Genomic DNA, 19,411 nt, shown 5'->3' on the forward strand with positions numbered 1-19,411 from the left:
CTGCTGACACGAGGCCCCCATGGAACATTCACTGACGCTGGACAAGGCACGCATCGCGGTCATCGGGCTTGGCTATGTCGGCCTGCCGCTGGCGGTCGAATTCGGCAAGCGCTACCCCACTCTGGGCTTCGATATCAGTGCCGAGCGTATCGCTCAGTTGCACGACGGTATCGATACCACGCGAGAAGTGACACCAGGCGAGCTGAACCTGGCGCCGCTGCTGAGTTTCACCTATCAGCCGGCCAGGCTGGCCGACGCCAATGTCTACATCGTCACGGTCCCCACCCCGATCGACGCCCAGCACAATCCCGACCTGACACCGTTGCTGGGGGCCAGTGCCACGGTGGGCAGGGTGATTGCCAAGGGTGATATCGTGATCTTCGAGTCGACGGTCTATCCTGGCGCCACCGAGGACGAGTGCATCCCGGTCATCGAGAAGCTGTCCGGGTTGCGCTACAACCGCGACTTCTTCGCCGGCTACAGCCCGGAGCGCATCAATCCCGGTGATCGCGAGCATCGGGTCACCAACATCCGCAAGGTGACCTCCGGCTCGACGCCGGCCAGCGCCAACTTCGTCGATGAGCTCTACGCCTCGGTCATCACCGCCGGCACCTTCCGGGCCAGCTCGATTACCGTGGCCGAGGCCGCCAAGGTCATCGAGAATACCCAGCGCGACGTCAACATCGCCTTGATCAACGAACTGTCCATCATCTTCGAGCGTCTGGGCATCGACACCGAAGAGGTGCTGGAAGCGGCCGGCACCAAATGGAACTTCTTGCCCTTCCGTCCTGGCCTGGTGGGCGGGCACTGCATCGGCGTGGACCCCTACTATCTGACCCACAAGGCGCAGCAGGTTGGCTACCATCCCGAGGTCATCCTGTCCGGCCGCCGTATCAATGACGGCATGGGCGCCTACGTGGCCAATCAGTTGATCAAGTGCCTGGCCAAGCGACGCATCCATGTGCAGGATGCCCGGGTACTGATCATGGGCCTGACGTTCAAGGAGAACTGCCCGGACCTGCGCAATACCCGTGTCATCGATATCATCGACGAGCTGCGCGAGTTCAACGTGGCGGTGGACGTGCTCGACCCCCACGTGGACCGTGACGAGGCGGTGGCCGCCTTTGGCCTTCGCCCTGTCGACGAACCGGAACCCGGCGCCTACGACGCCGTCATCATCGCCGTCGCTCACCACGAATTCCGTGATATCGGGGTCGAGCGAATCCGCGGCTGGGGCAAGCCGGAACACGTGCTGTATGACCTCAAGTATCTGCTGCCCAAGGGCGCGGCGGATCTGCGCCTCTAGCCTTTGTCACTACGCCTGGGGGCATCTGTATCTGCGCCTCTAGCGTCCGTAGCCACGCCCGGGCATCTTGCAGCGGCCATCGCCTTGCGTCCCTTCCTTCCGCTGCCGCCTGGCCAATCGCTGAGGCGGCGCAGGTGCAAGAGGTGCCCGGCAGACAGCCAAAATGGTGCCCCAGAAACGCAATGGGCAAGACCCGAAGGCCCTGCCCATTGCGGTTTTTCCAGAGGCGTAGCCGCGGCCACGCTCAACAGCGTTCCACAGGCTCAACAGACTGACGTCGACAGCCCCACAGCGACAACGTCACTCGGGACAGAGTGCAGGCTGCGTTGCCCGCGCCATGACCTCCTCGAGCACCCGACAGGTCTTGTCCATCTGTTCCTCGGTCAGGGTCGGATGGATCAGCAGCATCAGGCTGGTCTCTCCCAGTTCCCTGGCCACCGGCAACGGCCGCGCCGGGCGCCAGGGAGTGTTGTCGAAGGCGCGTTCCCGGTAGACCTCGGAGCAGCTGCCACTGAAACAGGGCACCCCCTGGGCATTGAGACACTGCATGATGGCGTCGCGGCTCCAGCCCTCGGCCAGGCGTTCGGGACGGACAAACACATAGGCCTTGTAGCCGGCATGGACGATGTGTTCGGGCGGACGCGGAGCCCGCAGTCCCGGACAGCGATCGGCGGCGTCGAGAATGGCGTAAAGATTGGCGCGGCGGCGCTGACTCCACTGAGCCATGCGCGCGAGCTGGCGTCTTCCCAGCACCGCCTGCATCTCGGTCATCCGCCAATTGGTACCGAAACTGTCGTGCAGCCAGCGGAACCCCGGCGGGTGGGCCCGCTCATGGACCGCTTCCCAGCTCTTGCCGTGGTCCTTGTAGGCCCACATACGCCGGTACAGCCCAGGGTCGTCGGTGGTGACCATGCCCCCTTCCCCGCCGGTGGTCATGATCTTGTCCTGACAGAATGACCAGGCCGCCACATCACCGAAGGTGCCGACGCTGCGGCCACGATAGCGCGCACCGTGTGCCTGGGCGCAGTCCTCGATGATGGAAAGACCAAAGGTCTGCGCCAGTTCACCGAGGGCATCCATGTCACAGGGCCAGCCCGCCAGATGGACGGCGACGATGGCGCGGGTGCGTGGGCTCAGGCACTCCTCGACGCTGGCGACCGACAGGTTCTGAGAGTCACGCTCGATGTCGGCAAACACCGGGGTAGCGCCCGCATTGACGATGGCCGACACCGACGCCAGGAAGGTCCTGGGGGTCACGATCACCTCATGCCCTGGTCCGATATCCAGGGCATGCAGCGCCAGATCCAGCGCCAGGGTGCCGTTGGCTACGGCGACAGCGTGGTGGGCGCCTGTCCAGGCGGCGAATTCGCGTTCGAACTCGCGGCCCTCGTCGCCGGTCCAGTAATTGACGCGTTGACTCAGCAGCACGCGCGATACCGCCTCGGCGTCGCCTTCATCGAAGCAGGGCCAGGGTGCGAAGGGGCCATTGAGCATAGGGGCTTTTCTCTACGGAGGTCTTGTCGGGGTACCACCGGCTGGGGCTTGTCTGAAAAGTGCCTACGCTCGGTAATACGGCGTTAAAAATCGGATCAACATGCTCATTTACACCCTTCTACGGAGGTCTTGTCGGGGCGTCCCCGGATACGAAGATGGGACGCTGTCGTAAACTCGCTCCCACTCAGCGCACGTGGCGTGACTCATGGTCGAGTCGATGGTCCAGAAGCTGGTTCGGAAGCTGTTTCGGAAACTGTTTCGGTCGATGCTTCAGAGGACGGTGCAGACGGCAGGCTACCGATCTGCGCCGGAAGGCCGATCCGCTGGTACAACTGCCGATACTGCTCAACCACCTGATCAAGTCCGAACTCGCTCACGATGCGCTCTCTTGCCTCTCGTCCCCGTTCCCGGCGCCTGTCGGCAGGTTCGTTCAAGGCTTCCAGCAAGGCCCGGGCGAGGGCCTGGCTATCTCGTGGTGGCACGATGCGTCCGCTGGTACCGAGGATGTAGTCGCTGTCACCGACATCGGTCGCCACACAGCTCAGTTCGCAGGCCATGGCCTCCGCCAGGGCATTGGGGAAGGCCTCGAGCCATGAACTCTGACAGAACACATCCATCGCCTGCATCAGCTCACCCACGTCGTCTCGCTCACCCGTCAGCAAGAAGCGCGAGCGGTACTCGTCCGGCACGATGCCGGCCAGCTCCGGCGCATCGAAATCGACGCCACGACCGACCACCAGAAAGCGTGCCAGAGGCATTCGTTCGGCGACGGTGACGCAGGCCCGCAACAGATTGGGATGATCCTTGATCGGGTGGCATCGGGCCACATGCCCCACCACCCGTTGTTCATCGGTGAACCCCAGACGCTTCCGCACCTGTTGCCGGCTGGCCGAATCCGGCGCCACGGCGGCGGTATCGAAGCCGTTGGGAATGACCAGTACTGCGTCATCGCGGAAGCCGAAGTCGCGATGTTGCCGCCGAGACAGGCGACTGTTGAAGACGATCGCCCCGGGCCCGCCCGAGAGCCGTCGGTTGGCGCGAATGGCCCACCGGGTCAATGGTTTGTGGCGCTCGATCTGGTAGAGGCACTGGCGCACGTTCCAGCTCACCGCCGGCCGCTGGCGGCACAGGCGAGCCGCCATGCTGGCCATGAGGTTGCCGTGGTACATCCAGCCCTGAATGACGTCAGGGGCGAAACGTCGCACCAGAGCACCCAGACGAGGCAGGGTCCAGGGCGCGGGAATTCCCTGGCGCATGCCAAGGGCATGGACCTCGATGCCCAGCTCGCGAATACGTGGCCCGTAGCTACCCTCGTCCATCAGGGCGATCACTGCGACCTCGTCCGGGGCACTGACGCCTGCGGCCAGCAGATTGTAGAGATTTCGCTCCGCGCCACCGGTACCGAGTCCGGTGATGACATGAAGTACACGCACAGACATGGGCAGACACATCCTGTGATGGGCAAGAAAGCGACAACAACGCAGTCGCTCAGGGAAACCGAAGAGGCGCCACGGAAATGGCGGTGGCCGAGATTTGCCGCGGATGGCCCGAGCACAGAGCCTTGCGCAGGGGCATCAGAACTCAGCCCAGCGACGCCATCGACGATACGCCGCTGTTCAGGCGAACAAGGTAGCGCTCGACGGCCAGTTCGGCGCCAAAATCGGCGGCGCGCTGGTGAACCGGTGGATGCTCGTCACGCGACAGCACTTCCTCGAGCGCGTCTGCAAGCGCTTCGCTGTCGCCCATGGGAATCAGCCGCCCCCAGCGCCCGCCCTCGAGAATTTCCTGAGGGCCCGAGGGGCAGTCAGTCGCTACCACCGGGGTGCCGCAGGCCATCGCCTGGATCAGCACGCTAGGCAACCCCTCGGCGTAGGACGACAACGCGAAGACCCGGGCCTTGCGCATATACACAAAAGGATTGTCGACGAACCCGGGCAGCGATACGGCGTCAGCCACCCCGAGACGATGCGCCTGGTCAAGCAGCGTGTCTCGCAGCGGTCCTTCGCCGAGAATCGTCAGTCGCACCTCTCGGTGCTCATGGCGCTGACGCAGGCGTGCCAGAGCGTCGATCAGCACGTCGAAACCCTTCTGTTCGATCAAGCGTCCCACCGCGACGATGCCGACTTCGCCGATATCCTCCACCGACGACTCGGCGAGCTGCACCAGCCGCTTGTCGACGATGGGATTGAAGATGACCTCGATCCGAGAGGGGGCCAGCGCCAGGCCTCTGGCCAGGTCATCGGCGACACCTTGGGAGACCGCTACCACGGCGTCGGCTCGCAGATAGGCATGGCGCATCAGCCGCCGCATCACCCGGGCATTGAATCCGGTGTTTCTGGCGGTCACTGCAAAATAGTTGGTGTGCTCGGTCACCACCAGTCGACAGTCGAGGCGGGCCAGCGCCCGCGCCGCCACCGCCACCACGTTGGCGTGGCCCATCGCCGACAACAGGGCAGCGGGCCGCTCGCGCTTTAGATAGCGCACCAGCGCAGGCAGACTGCTGGCGACCCTGGAGGCGCCCAGGCTGACGTGGTGTATGCCGGGGGCGATCTCCGCCTGGTAGACGTTCTCGTCGCTGGCGGTGACCAGGTCCACATCATGCCCGGCCGCAACGAAGCCATTGGCAAGCAGCACCATGACCCGCTCCGCGCCGCCGCCCCGCAGCGACGGCAGAAACAAGGCAATTTTCATAAGGAGCGCATCCCATTAATTATTTTTCCGCTCATTCGTCTGTGCATTGGCTATCGGAGAAGGAAAGAACGACGCACGTAAGATAGCAGCAAGAAAAAAGCGTTTTTCACATTGTCATAAAACGGATACATTACAATACTTTGCAAGATAGCTTTTGGAGATGGTGCTTTCCTGTCATAGTTCCTAAGTTTTAACGAAAGAATATCTCTTTTACGGTCCGACAATCGATGTTTATCGCAAAACAGGACGTAGGCCGCGCGAATTTTTTCGACCTTTTGAGAACTTATACGGTGAAACCCATGACTTACATCCATGATATATCCGTCCATATCCGAACACTGCGCCGTACCGGCTGACAGCAGCAGAAGTCTATACCAGCACTCGTAGTCCTGCCACGCTGGAAAGTTCGGATCGTACCCTCCTACCTCCTGCAACAATGATGTCGACGTAAAGACCTGATTCCCGACCCAGTTATTGCATATCAAAATATCGGCGTTTCTAATATGGCACTTTTTCCTCTTTCTTTTTACGCCCCCACCCTCCATCAAAACACGCTGGTGGGAATATAAAAAAACTACACCAAGCGAGCGTTTTTCCCAATTTTTTACGAAACATTCGATGTACCAAGGAAGTAGATAATCATCGTCATCAACTCCAGTAATCAACTTTCCCTTCGCCGAAAAAATAGCGGTATTACGGCTTCCACAGGCCCCTGGCTCTTTCGAGTTCTTCAAGACTCTCAGTCTTTCATCCCTGCGAGATACAACTTCCAGATATTCCAGACTTCCATCATTTGAGCCGTCGTCGACCACAATTACGTCCAGTCTCCTGTATGACTGATTCAGTATCGACTCGAGGCACCTCTCCAAAAGATGACGCCTATTTTTGGTCGGAACATATACTGTAACAATTGGTGTTTCCAAGATTGATGTTTCCAAGGCGCCTCCCCGCAGTCGAAGCTGACAGTCATTAGCGAAGCTTTAAAACTATATTTCTAACATGCTTCTACACATCAGGTAGGTGTAACAGTTCACCAAGGTACCGTAGCCCTTTCCCACTATAACCATCATCCATATTTGCGGAGAGGGTGAAAGTCATTTCGCCGAGCAACAGGCGCCCCTTCTCAATATAGGAGTCAACACGAACATAAGGAAATGGCGAAGAAAGTTCTTTATCACATGCCAACATAGCGTCCAGACACTCGGGTTTCTTCAGAAGTTTCTCGTCCATAATTACGGGGACGTCCTCTTCAGGGAAGGTTTTTCATGACACTCGACAACCAACGGATTCTTGCAATACAGCTTCAGCCATTGAAGCTTTTCATCAAACTTCCTGGGAGCGCGCAAGTCAAGACGCCTTCCAGCAACCTTGTAATGCAGCAACTTTGTAGCCCAAACACTGGAAACTCTATCGACCAGCCCAAATATCATAGTCCAGCACCGGGCCTGCAAAATGTATGAAAGTTTCGACAGTGTCATCCAGAGCCTCCACATCACCAACAAACACAAAATATCGCTTAAAATTTTTAAATGAGACGATCCTTGCAACAACATCCAGTAATCTCGACAAGATCTCCGAGATACCTCTGCCCATATTCATTATATCTTGATGACATGTTACCACCAGGCGTAAACGTCATCTCGCCAAGGATTGCTTTTCCTCCGCTATCGTAAAAATCTACACGTACAAAAATAAACCCTTTCGACAAACGAGCTGAATAGTCGAGCATGTGTTCGAGCGATTTTGGTATTTCTACCACCCCATCAATCTGATCCTCTTTTTCATTCAAAGGCAGCAAAACCCAATCAGGACGATAAAAATTCATCTTTAAATCGTATCCGTTCCTCTTGCATACCAGAACCACTGCTGGTCTTCCGGAAAAACAATAAACTTTGTAGTCCAGCGGCAAGCCTCCATCTTCACCTTCTATAAATCTTTCTATAATCACACGTGGCTGAATACCATCATAGTGATATTCAAGATTTTTCCGCCCATACTTTCTCTTCAACCACTTCCTCAACTTACGAGAAACAGAGACAACGTCAACCTTTGACTTATCACCTACCACTACATTGTAACCACAACCATGGGTGCACTTGACGACATAACGATCAGGCAAATCATCCCAACAGATATCATCCACACTGGTGTATACACCCACTAGGGATGTCAGCGCTGACTCACACCCTCGATCAATTGCAAAACTCCTGAGTTCAAACTTATCAGCACACCGAGTAACATCGTATTGATTCCCGTAAAGCTTTAACCATTGTAGCTTTTCGTTGAACTCAATGGGAGGATCCAGCCTAAGTCGCCGACCTGTTTTGAATGAATGCAAGAGTTTCGTAGCCAGCCTCGGAGATGCATGATTGATGGCGAGAAAAAACCACTGCTGCAAAAGAATCCAGCCTTTATTAACTAGCTTTTCGAACATATCCACCACGGTTTACCTCTACGTTTCCTTACGTAAGCCACAACTCCCATCACCATGTAGTGCACCAGGATTCCTGAGAAGCTGATGGTCGCGCCGTCTTGCCCGCAACAGGGTCACACCGACCAGCGCCAGATTGAGCATGGCGCCGACCAGAGAGAAGGCCACCACCGCAACGAGATCGCTGTGATACACCCGAAACCCCACATACAGCGCGGCCACACGGCCGAGCACGCTGAGTACCTCGTAGATCAGAAAACCCCGCTGCAGGCCCAGACTGGCGATGGAGGCCACACTGGGCTTGTTGAGAAAGGCAAAGTACAGCCAGACCGCCATCCAGCGTGCGTACTCGCCCGCCTGCCACCAGGGGTCACCGAACAGCAGAGCAAACAGCCAGGGCCCCAGCACCACCATGGCGCCAAAGGGGACGAGCCCCACCGCCGCCATCACCAGGGTGGTCTTCGCCAGTGACGCGGTAATCGGCTCGCCGCGGTTGACCGCCGAGGCCACATGGGGATAGAAGACGTCGTTGACCGACTTCGCCAGCAGCACCATGGGCGCGGCCAGTACCGAGGCCGCCAGGCTGTAATGCCCGGCGGCTGCGGTACCGAAGAATGCCGCCAGCAACAACACCGGCAACGACTGCGACAAGGCGTTGAGCGTCACCTGGGGTGCGCGATACAAGGGAAAGTCACGGTGGCGACGCGCCAGTTCCCGCCATGGGGCGCCCCGGCCCTCGCCGACCAGACCATCACCGAGTCGCCGGTCTGCCCACCACAGCAGCAAGGCGTTAAGCCCACTGGCGGCGGCGGTGACAAGTACCAGCGTCACCCCGACCGGATGCAGCACTCCGCCGGTCGCCTTGGCCAGGTTGAGGACCAGGGCATGGATCATCGCCACCTTGGCCGTCACCCCGAATCGCTGACGCCGAATCAGCCACTGCTGCATGACCTGTTGCATGGCCGCCAGCAGCATGGCCACAGGCAGCAGCCAGATCAGCATGGCGGCAAGCCTCGGATCGAGATGCCGATCCAGTAGTGGTTGCAGCACAGTGAGCGCCGCCACGGCGGCCAGCGCCAGCAGCACCGCCAACCCCATGCTGAGCCGGGCCAGCCCCCGGGCGTCTTCGTCGCGCGGCGGCAACACCATGGCGACCGGGTAGGTCAGGGCCGCCAGCGGCGCGACGACACTGACCAGGGCGCTGAAGGAACCGGCCAGGCCAAAGGCGTCAGGGCTGAACAGACGGGTGATGAGTGGTGCAAAGGCCAGACTCAGCGCCTGAGCCCCCGCCGTGCCACCGGCTACCAGCAACACCTGGGACAGCAAGCGATGACGTCTGAGCGCTATCAGCCAGCCCCGTTGCGGCAAGACCGCGGCCACCGAGTCGGTATCCCGGGGCGTCATTCATTGCCTCGAAAGGGCTTCATGGTGACGCTTCCTTGGCCACTGATACCCTCGCGGCGCAGCACCTTGACGACCGTCATGGCCAGTATCCGGATATCGAGCGCCAGGCTGTGGTGGTCCACGTACCAGACGTCAAGCTGGAAGCGCTCGCGCCAGGAAAGCGCGTTCCTGCCGTTGACCTGGGCCCAGCCCGTAATCCCCGGTCGTACCTCGTGGCGACGTGCCTGGTCCCGGTCATACAGCGGCAGGTACTCCATCAGCAGCGGGCGTGGCCCGACCAGACTCATCTCGCCTTTCAGCACGTTCCAGAGCTCGGGCAGCTCGTCCAGGCTGGACGCCCGCAGCCAGCCCCCGAGCGTCGTCATGCGCTGCTCGTCGGGCAGCGTGCGTCCCTGCTCGTCACAGCGCTGGGCGAGGGTCCTGAACTTGATCAAGCGGTAGGGACGGCCATGCAGCCCAGGGCGCCACTGAAAGAAGAAGGCCGGCTTGCCAAGCCTCAGCCGGACGAGTCCCCAGATGCCGAGCATCAAGGGGAATAGCAGAACCAGCAACGAGGCGGCCACCAGCACATCCAGACAACGCTTGGCCATCATCATCTCACCACGCTGGGGTCGAGCCCTGCCGGGCAGGACGACGCCGTCTCGACCCCCATGGCGTCGAGGATGCTGTGATTGACGCGGTGCACGTCGTAGCGCTCCTCGGCGCGAGCGCGGGAGGCCTGGCCGTGCTGGACGATCAGCGCCGGCGTTTCCAGATAGCGTTGCAACGCCAGGCACAGGGCGTCGACGTCTTTCACCTCCACCAGATAACCGTTGACCCCCGGCGCGACGGTCTCGCGGCATCCCGGCGCGTCGGTGGTCACCACCGCACGCCCCAGGGCCATGGCCTCGAGCACCGTTCTCGGGGTCCCCTCGCGATAGGACGGCAGCACATAGACGCTGCATTCGGCGATGGCCGGACGGACATCATCGAGTCGACCGAGGTACTCGATGGCGCCGTCATCGATCCACGTCTGAAGCTCGTGCGCCGCGATGCTGTCGGGGTTGTCGTCCAGCCAACCCGCCAGGCGAAAGCGCACCTGGGGATGGCGCTGGCGGATACGCGTCGCCGCCTCGGCGTACTCGCGCACCCCCTTGTCACCCAGCAACCGAGCGATCAGCAGGAAGCTGACCGGCTCTGTCGCTGGAGCCACCGGCAAAAAATGCGCCAGATCCACTCCGGAACCGTTGATCACCCGGGACGCCGTGGTATCAAGGAGAATCCCCTCCTCGATGAACAGGCGACGATCATCCGGGTTCTGGAACAGCACCATATGAGCCCGCCCCAGAGCGACGCGGTACAACCGCCGCACCAGCGCCTTGATCAAGCGGCGCTTGTTGCCACCCTGGGCGCCACCCTGGGCGCCCTCCTGGGTGCCGGTAAAGGCGTACCCCAGCCCGGTGACCAGCAGGGTCCGCTGGCGCACCCCCAACATCCAGGCAGCCAGTGCCCCGTAGACCACCGGCTTGATCGTGTAGGCAAAAAGCCCATCGGGGCGTACCCGCAGCATCAATCTCATCAGAGCCGCCAGGGTCTTCAGATCGGCCAGCGGGTTCATGCCGGTGCGCGAAAGCGGGATATCGTGCAGCGTCGCGCCGAGGGCCTCGAGACTGGCTTTAAGACGCGACGAAGCAGCCGAGCGATCGGCGTCACCCTCACCGCCGGCGTCAACGGTAGCGCCCCTGCCCCCCACGGGCGCGGCGACATGGACCTCGATTCCGCGAGCGACCATCTCCCTGATCAGCTCACCGCGAAACCCGACGATGGACTCGGGGTAGCTCGCTACCATCAACAGTCGCTTGATCATCTCGCCACTCCATTTGGCGTGCTTTCGACAGACGGCGTAGAGCCCCCGGACGATTCGGCGTCGGTGGTTGTCTGGCGCGGGCGCCCCATGACGGACATCAACAGATAGATAAGCACCGGGGTAAACATCCACTTCTGACGCGCAGCGATGCCCAGATTGGCAGTGGTCATCGCCAGGATGGTCCAGGCCAGCAGCAGGTAAAACCACAGAAACAGTCGATTGGCGGGAGGCGCATTGCGCCCGGCGATGGCGGCGATGCCACCGACCACCATCAGATACAGCAAGATGACGTTATCCACCGAGGACGCCAGCTGGAACACACTGCTGGCTTCCATGGGCAGCGGCCTGAACATATAGGTGAAAAGCTGCATCGGCAGACTCATGGAGGCGATGTCCACCGCACCGCCGCCGGTCTGGTTGTAGCTCTGCCGCAATTCGATGTAACTCATCACCTGATCGGCATCGGAGCCGCTGCCGACCCCGGCGTAATCCAGCGCCAGGGGTACGATGATCGCCGCCCCGGCAAGCGCCGCAGTCCCCAGCAAAAGCCGCTGCCACAGCACGACGCCGGGCTGCAGACAGAAGGCAGCCGCCAAGGCGATCAGCTGTATACCGGCCATGTGCGGTCGCACCACCAGCATGATCATGACCGCCACCACCATCAGCAGGTGACGGCGTCTGAGATCAAGCGCCGCCCACAGCGAAAGCCCCATGGACAGAAACGACAGCGCATCCTTGCCGATGGCGGAGCCCCAGTAGTGCATCGAGGGCAGAAAGAGTACGGCCAGCGCCAGCAGACGAATACCCAGGGCACGCTCGGCAATGGCCTGATGGAGACTGCCGGCGAAGGCCAGCAGCCCGACATAGCCGGCCAGATTGAACACCAGAAAGGTCCCCAGAAACGACAGCCCCAGCCCCTGGGTGAACAGCGAGGTGAACACGATCACCCCGGCGGTGCCAAAGGAGAACTCGACGCCGTCGTTCAACGACGCCCGGTAGTACATCAAGGAATCTCCGCCGTCGCCGTTGACGAACCAGGCGTAGAGCACGCAGAAGGCCGTGTGCCAGAGATAGAGCGGCAGACACAGCATGTAAGACAGCCCGAAGGCTCGCCCCACCGCTCTGGCAAGCCACTGACCGAGCACGAACACCGCCAGGGCGGAGTACACGTCCCAGGCGGAGGTGACATAAGGGATGGGAACCATCGGCGGTAAGCTCACTCATTTGACGTGCAGGCATGCCGTTCGACTACCACGGGGGCCAGGCGCTGGACGGACAGCGTCCTTCTCAGGCAATCGCCACATGGTCGATGTCGTCGTGACCGGGATCGCCCACGGCCAGATCGCAGACTCGTCGGATATGAACGTCGCCCTTGAGGTCGACGAAGGTCACCCTGTCGAGCAGATCCAGGCAGTAGAGTTCAGAAGACGAGGAATAGTGATACACCACCAGTTCGTCGACCCGGCTAGCCAGTAGACGAATCCACACCTCGGCGGGAATCCACGGCTGCTCCAGCACCTGGATATCAGCATCGAGCCAGGCGCAGCCGTCGTGGGGATGGGGCTTGAACAGCAACAGAGGATGACGTCGCTTGAGCTCGGCAAGCCTCTCGGCGGAGATATCGCCGCCCCCCCAGGTACCCAGTACCAGCGCCGGCGTTGCCGACGTCAGCCGGTCGAGCCAGGGCGACAGCAGTGCCTGCCAGTCCTCCCAGCCTTGCTCCAGCTCGCCGACGAGCCCCGGGCAATAGCGCGCCTTGTGCGCCAGGCGTGGATTCAATCGGGCGTAGGTCCGCGGCCGCGAAACGAACACCAGGTCGGTCCTGCGGCCGCCTCCGAAACGCAGTCCGCAACCGCGCACCAGGGCCACCAGGCTCCACTTCAACCGCCTGGACAGAGGCATCTCGTAGAGATAAGAGCTGAAGTAGGTGCTGACCCCCTCCTCGTAAAGGCACAGACAGCCTGTCTTCAGCGGCGCCAGCAGCAGGTACTTGCTGGTGCGATCGTTGTCGATGAACAGACTGTCGTAGTGCAAGGCGCCCAGCGCCTCGCGTGCCGCGGCCTGGGTCGGCACGCGGCGTATCTCGTCAAAGAGAGATCGATGGTGGCTTGCTTCGACAAAGGCGTAGAAGGCGTCATACTCGGCGATGCTTTCGGCCACCAGCAGCACCAGCGCCTGCTCGATTCGATAGTGACGAACGATCGAGGCACAGGTCAGAAACTGCAGCGGCTTGCAGCAGATAAAGACGCTTCGGCCAAACGACGCCTGCGTGCTCGTCGCCGGCACTGCCCCCCCTGTGTCGATCCCTTCCTGAAGCGGTGTTCCTGCCCCACCCGACGGATGCGCGCGCTCGCCACTCACCTCCTCCCTCGCCCGATTCATACCAGCTCCACCAGACCACAATCGCGCCAGCGCTTGAGATAGTCGTGGACCACGCTCTCCTCGAGGCCGACCTCCCTGGCCAGCTGGCGCACGGTGGTCGGGCGCGTCAGGGTCGGGATGGAGTCCATCAACAGGCGCATGCGCCGGCGTGACTCGTCCGGCACGTCGCCGAAGGCGACCTGGCCAGGATCCACATAGAGGTCATGGCGGGGGTGCGACAGGCAGACGTTGCCCTCGAAGCGCTTCTTGATCAGCGGCGAGGACTCGATATCGTCGATGGCGGCGAGCACCACGTCACGCGCCTCGAGCAGGCGCTGCGGCGACATCAAGCCAAGGTTATCGGCGTCGGTGTGATACTCGGGATAGGGATAGCGCGATAGCGAGGCCATGGGGATGCCGTAGGCTTCCCACAGGTACTCGTCATTGAGCAGCAGGCTCTCGAAGGCGCCCTCGCGGTAGTCGTGCCCACCCTCGCTGAGCACGCGCGACAACGCCTGCTCGATGTTCGATCCGGCACCTCGTGAGCGCTGCAGATTGAGTATGGTGGGCGAGCCCAGCATCTCGAGCATCACACCTTCGAACAGTCGAGCGCGCTCTGCGGCGGGAAGCCGCCCCAGGTAGTACTCGGTGCCCATGATGCCGGGGGCCAGCACCAGTCGATAGCTGAAGCGCCTGGGTCGCGCGGCAAGCGCCTCGAACACGGCGAGCCCCACCGCCACACCGGACAGACCATCGTTGGCGACACCAGGATGATCCAGGTTGGCCCCCAGCACGATGGTCTGCTCGAGCTGACCCGGCAGGTGATAGTCCAGGCAGCGCAGATACCCCGGCGCCTCACGGGTCTCGATCACCACCTCGTAGTCACCAGGCGCAAGACTCTCGACAAGACGACGTGGCACGCAGAACCCCCAGTCACGCTGCCAGCTGGTAAATAGCTGGCGAAAATGGAACGGGATGCGCTCGTCGTAGCGGTGATCAAAATGCAGGTGGGACTTGAGTTCTTCTCGCGAGACCGTGCCTCGGAACGGCAGTGACAGCGCCATCACCGCCATGGGATGCCAGCGGCCATCATAGATACACTCGCCATCCTTGTAGATGGCCGCCTCCAGTACGTCCCACCTGGGCGGAATCACCCAGCCATTGTGGACGTCAGAGGCCTCGAAACGATGCTCCCTGAGCGGCCAGCGCTCGGCCAGGTAGGCCACCGTGGCGTCGTAGTCGCTCGAACAGATCACCCGATCCAGCGGAGTGAGGTCGGCCAACATGGCCATCATGGCGTCGCCGGCGGCGACAGACGCTGTCGTCGCGCTCTGCGTGCACGCTGTCATGACAAGATCCCTGTGCATGTTGGGTAGGCTGGCGGCAAACCGCCGGGGCCGCGCCAGGCTCGGCGCAAATGGGGAAGACGTGGAGGTGGACGAGGATGTGGTCAGCTATCCAACCTGGACGGTCGCCGGGTCGCCAGGGCAGGCAGCGGCCTGGCTGGGCAGATCATTGGTGTCCAGGCGCGGCAATAGCAAGGGGTCGTCCCGGGCCGGGTCGGCCTGTCGCGACGCCACGGTCAGCCCGGCGGCGCAGCCAAGCTGGCGTAGACGACCCAGCAGCGCTTCGTCGACGCCACCGTAGGGATAGCACATCACCCAGTCGTCGCCGAGCACCCCCAGGTTTCGAAGATGAGCGAGACTGACCTCGAGGTCCCTGCCCTGTTGTTCGGGCGTCAGGCTGTCGAACCAGAAGTGCTGATCTCCGTGGCAGCCGATATGCATGCCGGCGTCGTGCAGCAGGCAAACCTCGGCATCGCTCAGATAGAGCATTTCGGCGAAGGCTCGCTGGTCTGTGCTGACGAAGCGCGCAAACAGCTCATCGATGACGTCATGGCGAACCGCGAAGGGCAACTCCCGCTGCAGCAGGCGCTTGAAGAACAGGGTATCGGGGTCATCGAAGCGTCCCTGGCGCGACAGCCGATGATAGACCCTGCGATGGATATCCTCGTAGGTCCCCAGGCCATGACGCTCGCGACGCTTGTCCAGTGCCCTGCCCAGAGCCGGCAGCAACTCTGCGGTGGAAGCGACGCTGGCCAGCACGAACTGGATCTTGTTGACGTCGAGGATCAGGCCGTCGCGCAGGGTACCGGTGCAGGGAAAGAAGCTACCCTGAAGGCCGCGTCGCTCGAGCTCCGGCAGCACATGTTCGAGGTGATCACGATAGCCGTCGTCGAAGCTCAACAGCACCGCCTGCTCGGGCAATGTCTGCTGGCCGCGCCAGGCGGCGATCACCTGTTCCATCGTCACCGGCCGATAGTGCCGCTCGAGATGGTCGAGCTGAGCGCGAAAGGCAGCAAGCTCCAGCGCCTTGAGGCGCGGATAGCGCGACCCGGCCAGCGGTCGGACATAGTGGTACATCACGATGGTCAACATCGAGCGAAACTCCTTCCCTGCCGTTCAACTGGTGCTGTTGATCGGATGCCGTGCATCGGATGCCGTTTATCGGGTAGCGTGCATCGGCGCCGTGCTACCAGGCACTCAAGCCACCATCCACGTGAAGCGTCTGCCCCGTCACGTAGCCGGAGGCATCCGAGGCCAGAAAGATCAGCGCGCCGACCAGATCGGTCGGCGTTCCCATGCGCCCCAGCGGCACCCTGGCCGAATAGCGCTCGACGAAGGCTGAGTTCTGGCCACTCTCGATGCCGCCCGGTACCAGGGTATTGACGCGGATACCGTGGCCTGCCCAGAGCGTGGCGAGATAACGCGCCAGTCCAGACACCCCGGCCTTGGAGGCGGCGTAGACCGGAGGCGTGTTGATGGCCACCCCCAGGTACTCCGAGCCCTCGTAGATACGCGGATCGCAGCCCATCTCGCCGTAGATGGAACCGGTATGGATGATGCTGCCGCCTCGACCCTGCTCGATCATCTGCCGGCCTACCGCTCGCGACACCAGAAAGACACCGTCGAGATTGACCGCCATGACGTCACGCCACTGGGCCAGGGTGTAGTCTTCGGCCGGGGCGAAGAAGGCCTCCAGGTCTCGCGCCTTGGTCGCCGCATTGTTGTGCAGGATGTCGATGCCTCCCAGCGTCTTGACCGCATGCGCCACCATGGCCTCGACCGAGGCCTCGTCGCTGACGTCACAGCCAAGTCCGAGGCAAGGCTGACCGTGGTCGGTCTGAAGCTCGGCGGCGAAGCGCTCGGCCTCGGCAGCGTCGAGATCCACGACCACCAGCGAGGCGCCGCATTCGGCGAGTGCTCGACAGAAGTGCCGCCCCAGGATGCCCAGGGCCCCGGTGACCAGTGCTACCCGACCGCTCAGATCCAACAGCGCCGACACGGCGCGCGCCTGCGCGGGTACGAGGCCTGCACCCTCGTTGTCAGAGCGCATCGAGACGTACCTCCTCTCCCCGTTCGGCCGCCAGACGCCCGGCGATCAACGTCTTGATCACCGCGAGTGTGGTCTGGCATTGATGACGATCCGGTCCCTGCTCGAGCATCCGCCAGAACTCCCACAGGGTGCGACGAAACATGCCGAAGTTGTCGCGGATGTCGGCACTGGTCTCGCCGGCATCACCAAACACCTCAATGCGAAATACCGGCGGCACCTCACCGAGCGCATCGATGCTCAAAAGGCTGCCGTCACTCATGGTGATGGCGAAGGACTGGTGGCCTGCCCCAAGCGCTCTGACGGACACCGGCGTCGCCGCCGTCAACGGCAGGATGGCGTCGAGCAGGTGAACCCCGTAGCGCTCCCAGTCCTTGACGATAGCGCCCCTGACCAGGCGCCAGTTGCCCAGCGCCCCCGGCGCCGCACGCAGGGCGTCGAGTTCGCTGGCAAAGCGCATGCCGGAACATGACATCAGGCGCCCTGCTGCCAGGTAGGGGGAAAAATAGGCCAGATCCTGCAGATCCAGGGTCAGCGGCTTGTCGATGAATACCGCCAGGCCCGCCTCGAGAAAGGGTGCCGCCAGTTCGCGGTGGCTCGCCGGATCGTCACGGGCGATGATGACCGCATCCACCTGCCCCAGCATGTCACCAGGCTCGGCCACGGCCTCGTCGATATGGCAGGCGCGACATAGCCGCTCGGTGACGTCTCGATCCTGGGTCCAGGCGTGGGTGACACGCAGATCACCGACGCCGAATTCCGAGCGATGTCGCCGTTCCAGATAGTCATGGATCACCGGCCAGCCCGCCTCGGCCATGGCCTCATCGTGGTAGCCATTGAGGATGGCGGAAAACGAAAACGGGTGACCGTTGCCGGGACTCATGCCCAGCATGCCAATACGCCTCATCGGCACGCCCTGTCACTGCTGCTTACGTCCGCGCCACTGCTGTCGAGACCGCTGCTCTCGTCTGCCTCTGGCCAAAGCCGGGCAAAACCTGCCGGCGCGGTCCCCGCCAGCCAGTCGATGCCATCGAGGGACGGCGTCAGCGGTATCTCGTGACCCAGCCAGAAGAAGCGCCCGCTGGCGCCATCCGCGGGCAAATCCAGTAGATTGTCCAGGGTCGGTAGACAGACCTCTGGCGCCATCGGTGCCTCGGGGGCCATCTTGCTGCGCACCGGGCCGGGGCTCATCAGGTTGATCTTGATATCCACGTCCTGATGCTCTCTGGCGGCGGTCACCGTCAGCGCATTCAGCGCCGCCTTGGAGGCGCTGTAGGCGGCATGCCCGGCAAAACAGTTGAGCGGTGCGCCGGAGGTGATATTGATGATGCGCCCAAAGCCACGACGGCGCATGCCGGGCAGTACCGCCGCCATGAGCATGGCCGGCGCGATGGCGTTGACCTCGAGCGAGCGCCGAAGCACGCCTTCGATGTCGGCGTCCATGGGCGCTGGCCGATTGAAGCCGGCGTTGTTGATCAGATAGCCGACGTCGCCGCATTGCTCCATCAGTGACGCGATATCACTTGCGATCGCGCCGCCGGCGAGGTCCAGGCAGTGGACCTCGACACCGGGAAGGCTTGCGGCCAGTTCTGCCAGGGCGTTGGCGTCACGCCCCAGCGCGATCACCCGAAAGCGGCGGTTCAGGTGGCGGCACAGGGCCATGCCGACCCCACCGGTAGCCCCGGTGATCAAGATCGCCGGGCGCACATCGGTGGCTGCGGGAGTCACTAAGGCTTCGACAGGGTGGCTCAACGGGCTCTCCTCAACAGGCTTTCGACGATGACGAAGTCGTGCTCGCGGTCGATGTCGACCGAGCGTTCCGCCGGCATGATCACCGCGCCACTGCGCCCAAACAGCAACGCCTTGCCATCCTCGGGAAGACGATCGGGACGGAAGGCATAGACGGCACCATTGAGCTGATAGGCCATGGGTAACGCCTGTCGCGGCAGCCAGGGATCGCTGCCGTCGATAAAGGCGGTGGGCCGGCCCCGCGCATCCAGCCGCCAGGTACGATGAGGATTGACCTCGGCAGCCTTGAAGGTGGCCACCGAATCCAGCCCCTGCACCACCAGACGCGACAGGCACTCGGCCACATCCTGGGCACTGCGCAAGGGGCAGGTGGGCTCCAGCAGCACCATCACCTCGGGAGCCTCGCCGCCCTGGTTCAGCTCATCGAACAGTTCGCGGATGGCGTCGATCACCAGCGCCTCGTCGGTGGCCAGTTGCGCCGACCGACGATGCACCTCGGCGCCATGCCGGCGGGCCACCTGGGCAATCTCGTCATCATCGGTACTCACGATCACCCGATCGATCGCCATCACCTGCCGTGCCACCTCGATCGACCAGACCAGCAGCGGGCGTCCGCCGAGCGGCCTCAGGTTCTTTCTCGGCACCGACTTGCTGGCGCCCCGCGCCGGTATCACCGCCGTCACCGACATTGCCGCCTCGGACACTGGTGTCATCATCATTTCCTGAACGGTTGATG

19 protein-coding genes are annotated in these 19,411 nt (G+C 62.1%); 2 read left to right on the top strand and 17 right to left on the bottom strand.

Annotated elements, in window-relative coordinates; genetic code table 11:
• Positions 1 to 19: 19 nt before the first annotated feature.
• Positions 20 to 1,306 (top strand): Vi polysaccharide biosynthesis UDP-N-acetylglucosamine C-6 dehydrogenase TviB, encoded by a 1,287-nt coding sequence (tviB, locus tag NH448_RS07035; protein WP_045993356.1) that lies wholly within the window; start codon positions 20 to 22, stop codon positions 1,304 to 1,306.
• Positions 1,307 to 1,606: 300 nt separating this feature from the next.
• On the opposite strand, the gene NH448_RS07040 is transcribed toward tviB, so the two are convergent.
• The 5 genes from NH448_RS07040 to NH448_RS23640 all read right to left on the bottom strand — a co-directional run bounded on the left by NH448_RS07040 (position 1,607) and on the right by NH448_RS23640 (position 6,721).
• Positions 1,607 to 2,800, bottom strand: coding sequence for a DegT/DnrJ/EryC1/StrS aminotransferase family protein (locus NH448_RS07040; RefSeq protein WP_045993357.1), 1,194 nt, complete (start codon positions 2,798 to 2,800; stop codon positions 1,607 to 1,609).
• A gap of 203 nt (positions 2,801 to 3,003) precedes the next feature.
• Positions 3,004 to 4,239, bottom strand: a complete 1,236-nt coding sequence (locus NH448_RS07045; protein ID WP_052704444.1) for a glycosyltransferase — start codon at positions 4,237 to 4,239, stop codon at positions 3,004 to 3,006.
• Between the two features lie 142 nt (positions 4,240 to 4,381).
• Positions 4,382 to 5,491 (bottom strand): glycosyltransferase, encoded by a 1,110-nt coding sequence (locus NH448_RS07050; RefSeq protein ID WP_045993876.1) that lies wholly within the window; start codon positions 5,489 to 5,491, stop codon positions 4,382 to 4,384.
• 50 nt (positions 5,492 to 5,541) lie between these two features.
• Positions 5,542 to 6,429, bottom strand: coding sequence for a glycosyltransferase family A protein (locus tag NH448_RS07055; protein WP_366077730.1), 888 nt, complete (start codon positions 6,427 to 6,429; stop codon positions 5,542 to 5,544).
• 67 nt (positions 6,430 to 6,496) lie between these two features.
• Positions 6,497 to 6,721, bottom strand: a complete 225-nt coding sequence (locus NH448_RS23640) for an ATP-grasp fold amidoligase family protein (protein ID WP_366077732.1) — start codon at positions 6,719 to 6,721, stop codon at positions 6,497 to 6,499.
• A gap of 35 nt (positions 6,722 to 6,756) precedes the next feature.
• Between NH448_RS23640 and NH448_RS07060 the strand changes: the two genes are divergently transcribed.
• Complete coding sequence (locus NH448_RS07060) at positions 6,757 to 6,951, top strand: hypothetical protein (RefSeq protein WP_157033101.1); 195 nt, start codon at positions 6,757 to 6,759, stop codon at positions 6,949 to 6,951.
• A 65-nt stretch (positions 6,952 to 7,016) separates the two neighbouring features.
• Here NH448_RS07060 and NH448_RS07065 read toward each other — a convergent pair whose 3' ends face one another.
• The 12 genes from NH448_RS07065 to NH448_RS07120 all read right to left on the bottom strand — a co-directional run bounded on the left by NH448_RS07065 (position 7,017) and on the right by NH448_RS07120 (position 19,388).
• Positions 7,017 to 7,925 (bottom strand): ATP-grasp fold amidoligase family protein, encoded by a 909-nt coding sequence (locus tag NH448_RS07065; RefSeq protein ID WP_083970536.1) that lies wholly within the window; start codon positions 7,923 to 7,925, stop codon positions 7,017 to 7,019.
• Positions 7,926 to 7,943: 18 nt separating this feature from the next.
• Positions 7,944 to 9,326 (bottom strand): lipopolysaccharide biosynthesis protein, encoded by a 1,383-nt coding sequence (locus NH448_RS07070; RefSeq protein WP_045993992.1) that lies wholly within the window; start codon positions 9,324 to 9,326, stop codon positions 7,944 to 7,946.
• Entirely contained in the window at positions 9,323 to 9,916 is a 594-nt protein-coding gene (locus NH448_RS07075) for a sugar transferase (protein ID WP_045994001.1), read from the bottom strand. The genes NH448_RS07070 and NH448_RS07075 overlap by 4 nt, the downstream gene beginning before the upstream one ends.
• Positions 9,917 to 9,918: 2 nt before the next feature.
• On the bottom strand, positions 9,919 to 11,172 hold the full coding sequence (locus tag NH448_RS07080; protein ID WP_045993991.1) for a glycosyltransferase family 4 protein: 1,254 nt from the start codon (positions 11,170 to 11,172) through the stop codon (positions 9,919 to 9,921).
• Positions 11,169 to 12,377, bottom strand: a complete 1,209-nt coding sequence (locus NH448_RS07085) for a hypothetical protein (protein ID WP_052704456.1) — start codon at positions 12,375 to 12,377, stop codon at positions 11,169 to 11,171. The genes NH448_RS07080 and NH448_RS07085 overlap by 4 nt, the downstream gene beginning before the upstream one ends.
• 82 nt (positions 12,378 to 12,459) lie before the next feature.
• Positions 12,460 to 13,458: a hypothetical protein gene (locus tag NH448_RS07090; protein WP_045993990.1), complete on the bottom strand. Its 999-nt coding sequence runs from the start codon at positions 13,456 to 13,458 to the stop codon at positions 12,460 to 12,462.
• Positions 13,459 to 13,550: 92 nt separating this feature from the next.
• On the bottom strand, positions 13,551 to 14,882 hold the full coding sequence (locus NH448_RS07095; protein WP_162197839.1) for a DUF4910 domain-containing protein: 1,332 nt from the start codon (positions 14,880 to 14,882) through the stop codon (positions 13,551 to 13,553).
• Between the two features lie 105 nt (positions 14,883 to 14,987).
• On the bottom strand, positions 14,988 to 15,971 hold the full coding sequence (locus NH448_RS07100; protein WP_045993988.1) for a polysaccharide deacetylase family protein: 984 nt from the start codon (positions 15,969 to 15,971) through the stop codon (positions 14,988 to 14,990).
• 94 nt (positions 15,972 to 16,065) lie between these two features.
• On the bottom strand, positions 16,066 to 16,929 hold the full coding sequence (locus NH448_RS07105; protein WP_045993987.1) for an SDR family oxidoreductase: 864 nt from the start codon (positions 16,927 to 16,929) through the stop codon (positions 16,066 to 16,068).
• Positions 16,919 to 17,833: a Gfo/Idh/MocA family oxidoreductase gene (locus tag NH448_RS07110; protein ID WP_045993986.1), complete on the bottom strand. Its 915-nt coding sequence runs from the start codon at positions 17,831 to 17,833 to the stop codon at positions 16,919 to 16,921. Before NH448_RS07110 ends, NH448_RS07105 begins: the two co-directional genes overlap by 11 nt.
• Entirely contained in the window at positions 17,830 to 18,678 is an 849-nt protein-coding gene (locus NH448_RS07115; RefSeq protein WP_052704454.1) for an SDR family oxidoreductase, read from the bottom strand. The genes NH448_RS07110 and NH448_RS07115 overlap by 4 nt, the downstream gene beginning before the upstream one ends.
• Complete coding sequence (locus tag NH448_RS07120; protein WP_204248976.1) at positions 18,675 to 19,388, bottom strand: acylneuraminate cytidylyltransferase family protein; 714 nt, start codon at positions 19,386 to 19,388, stop codon at positions 18,675 to 18,677. Before NH448_RS07120 ends, NH448_RS07115 begins: the two co-directional genes overlap by 4 nt.
• Positions 19,389 to 19,411 lie beyond the last annotated feature (23 nt).

The sequence above is a fragment of the Halomonas sp. OfavH-34-E genome (assembly GCF_024124525.1).
GTDB lineage: Bacteria > Pseudomonadota > Gammaproteobacteria > Pseudomonadales > Halomonadaceae > Halomonas > Halomonas litopenaei.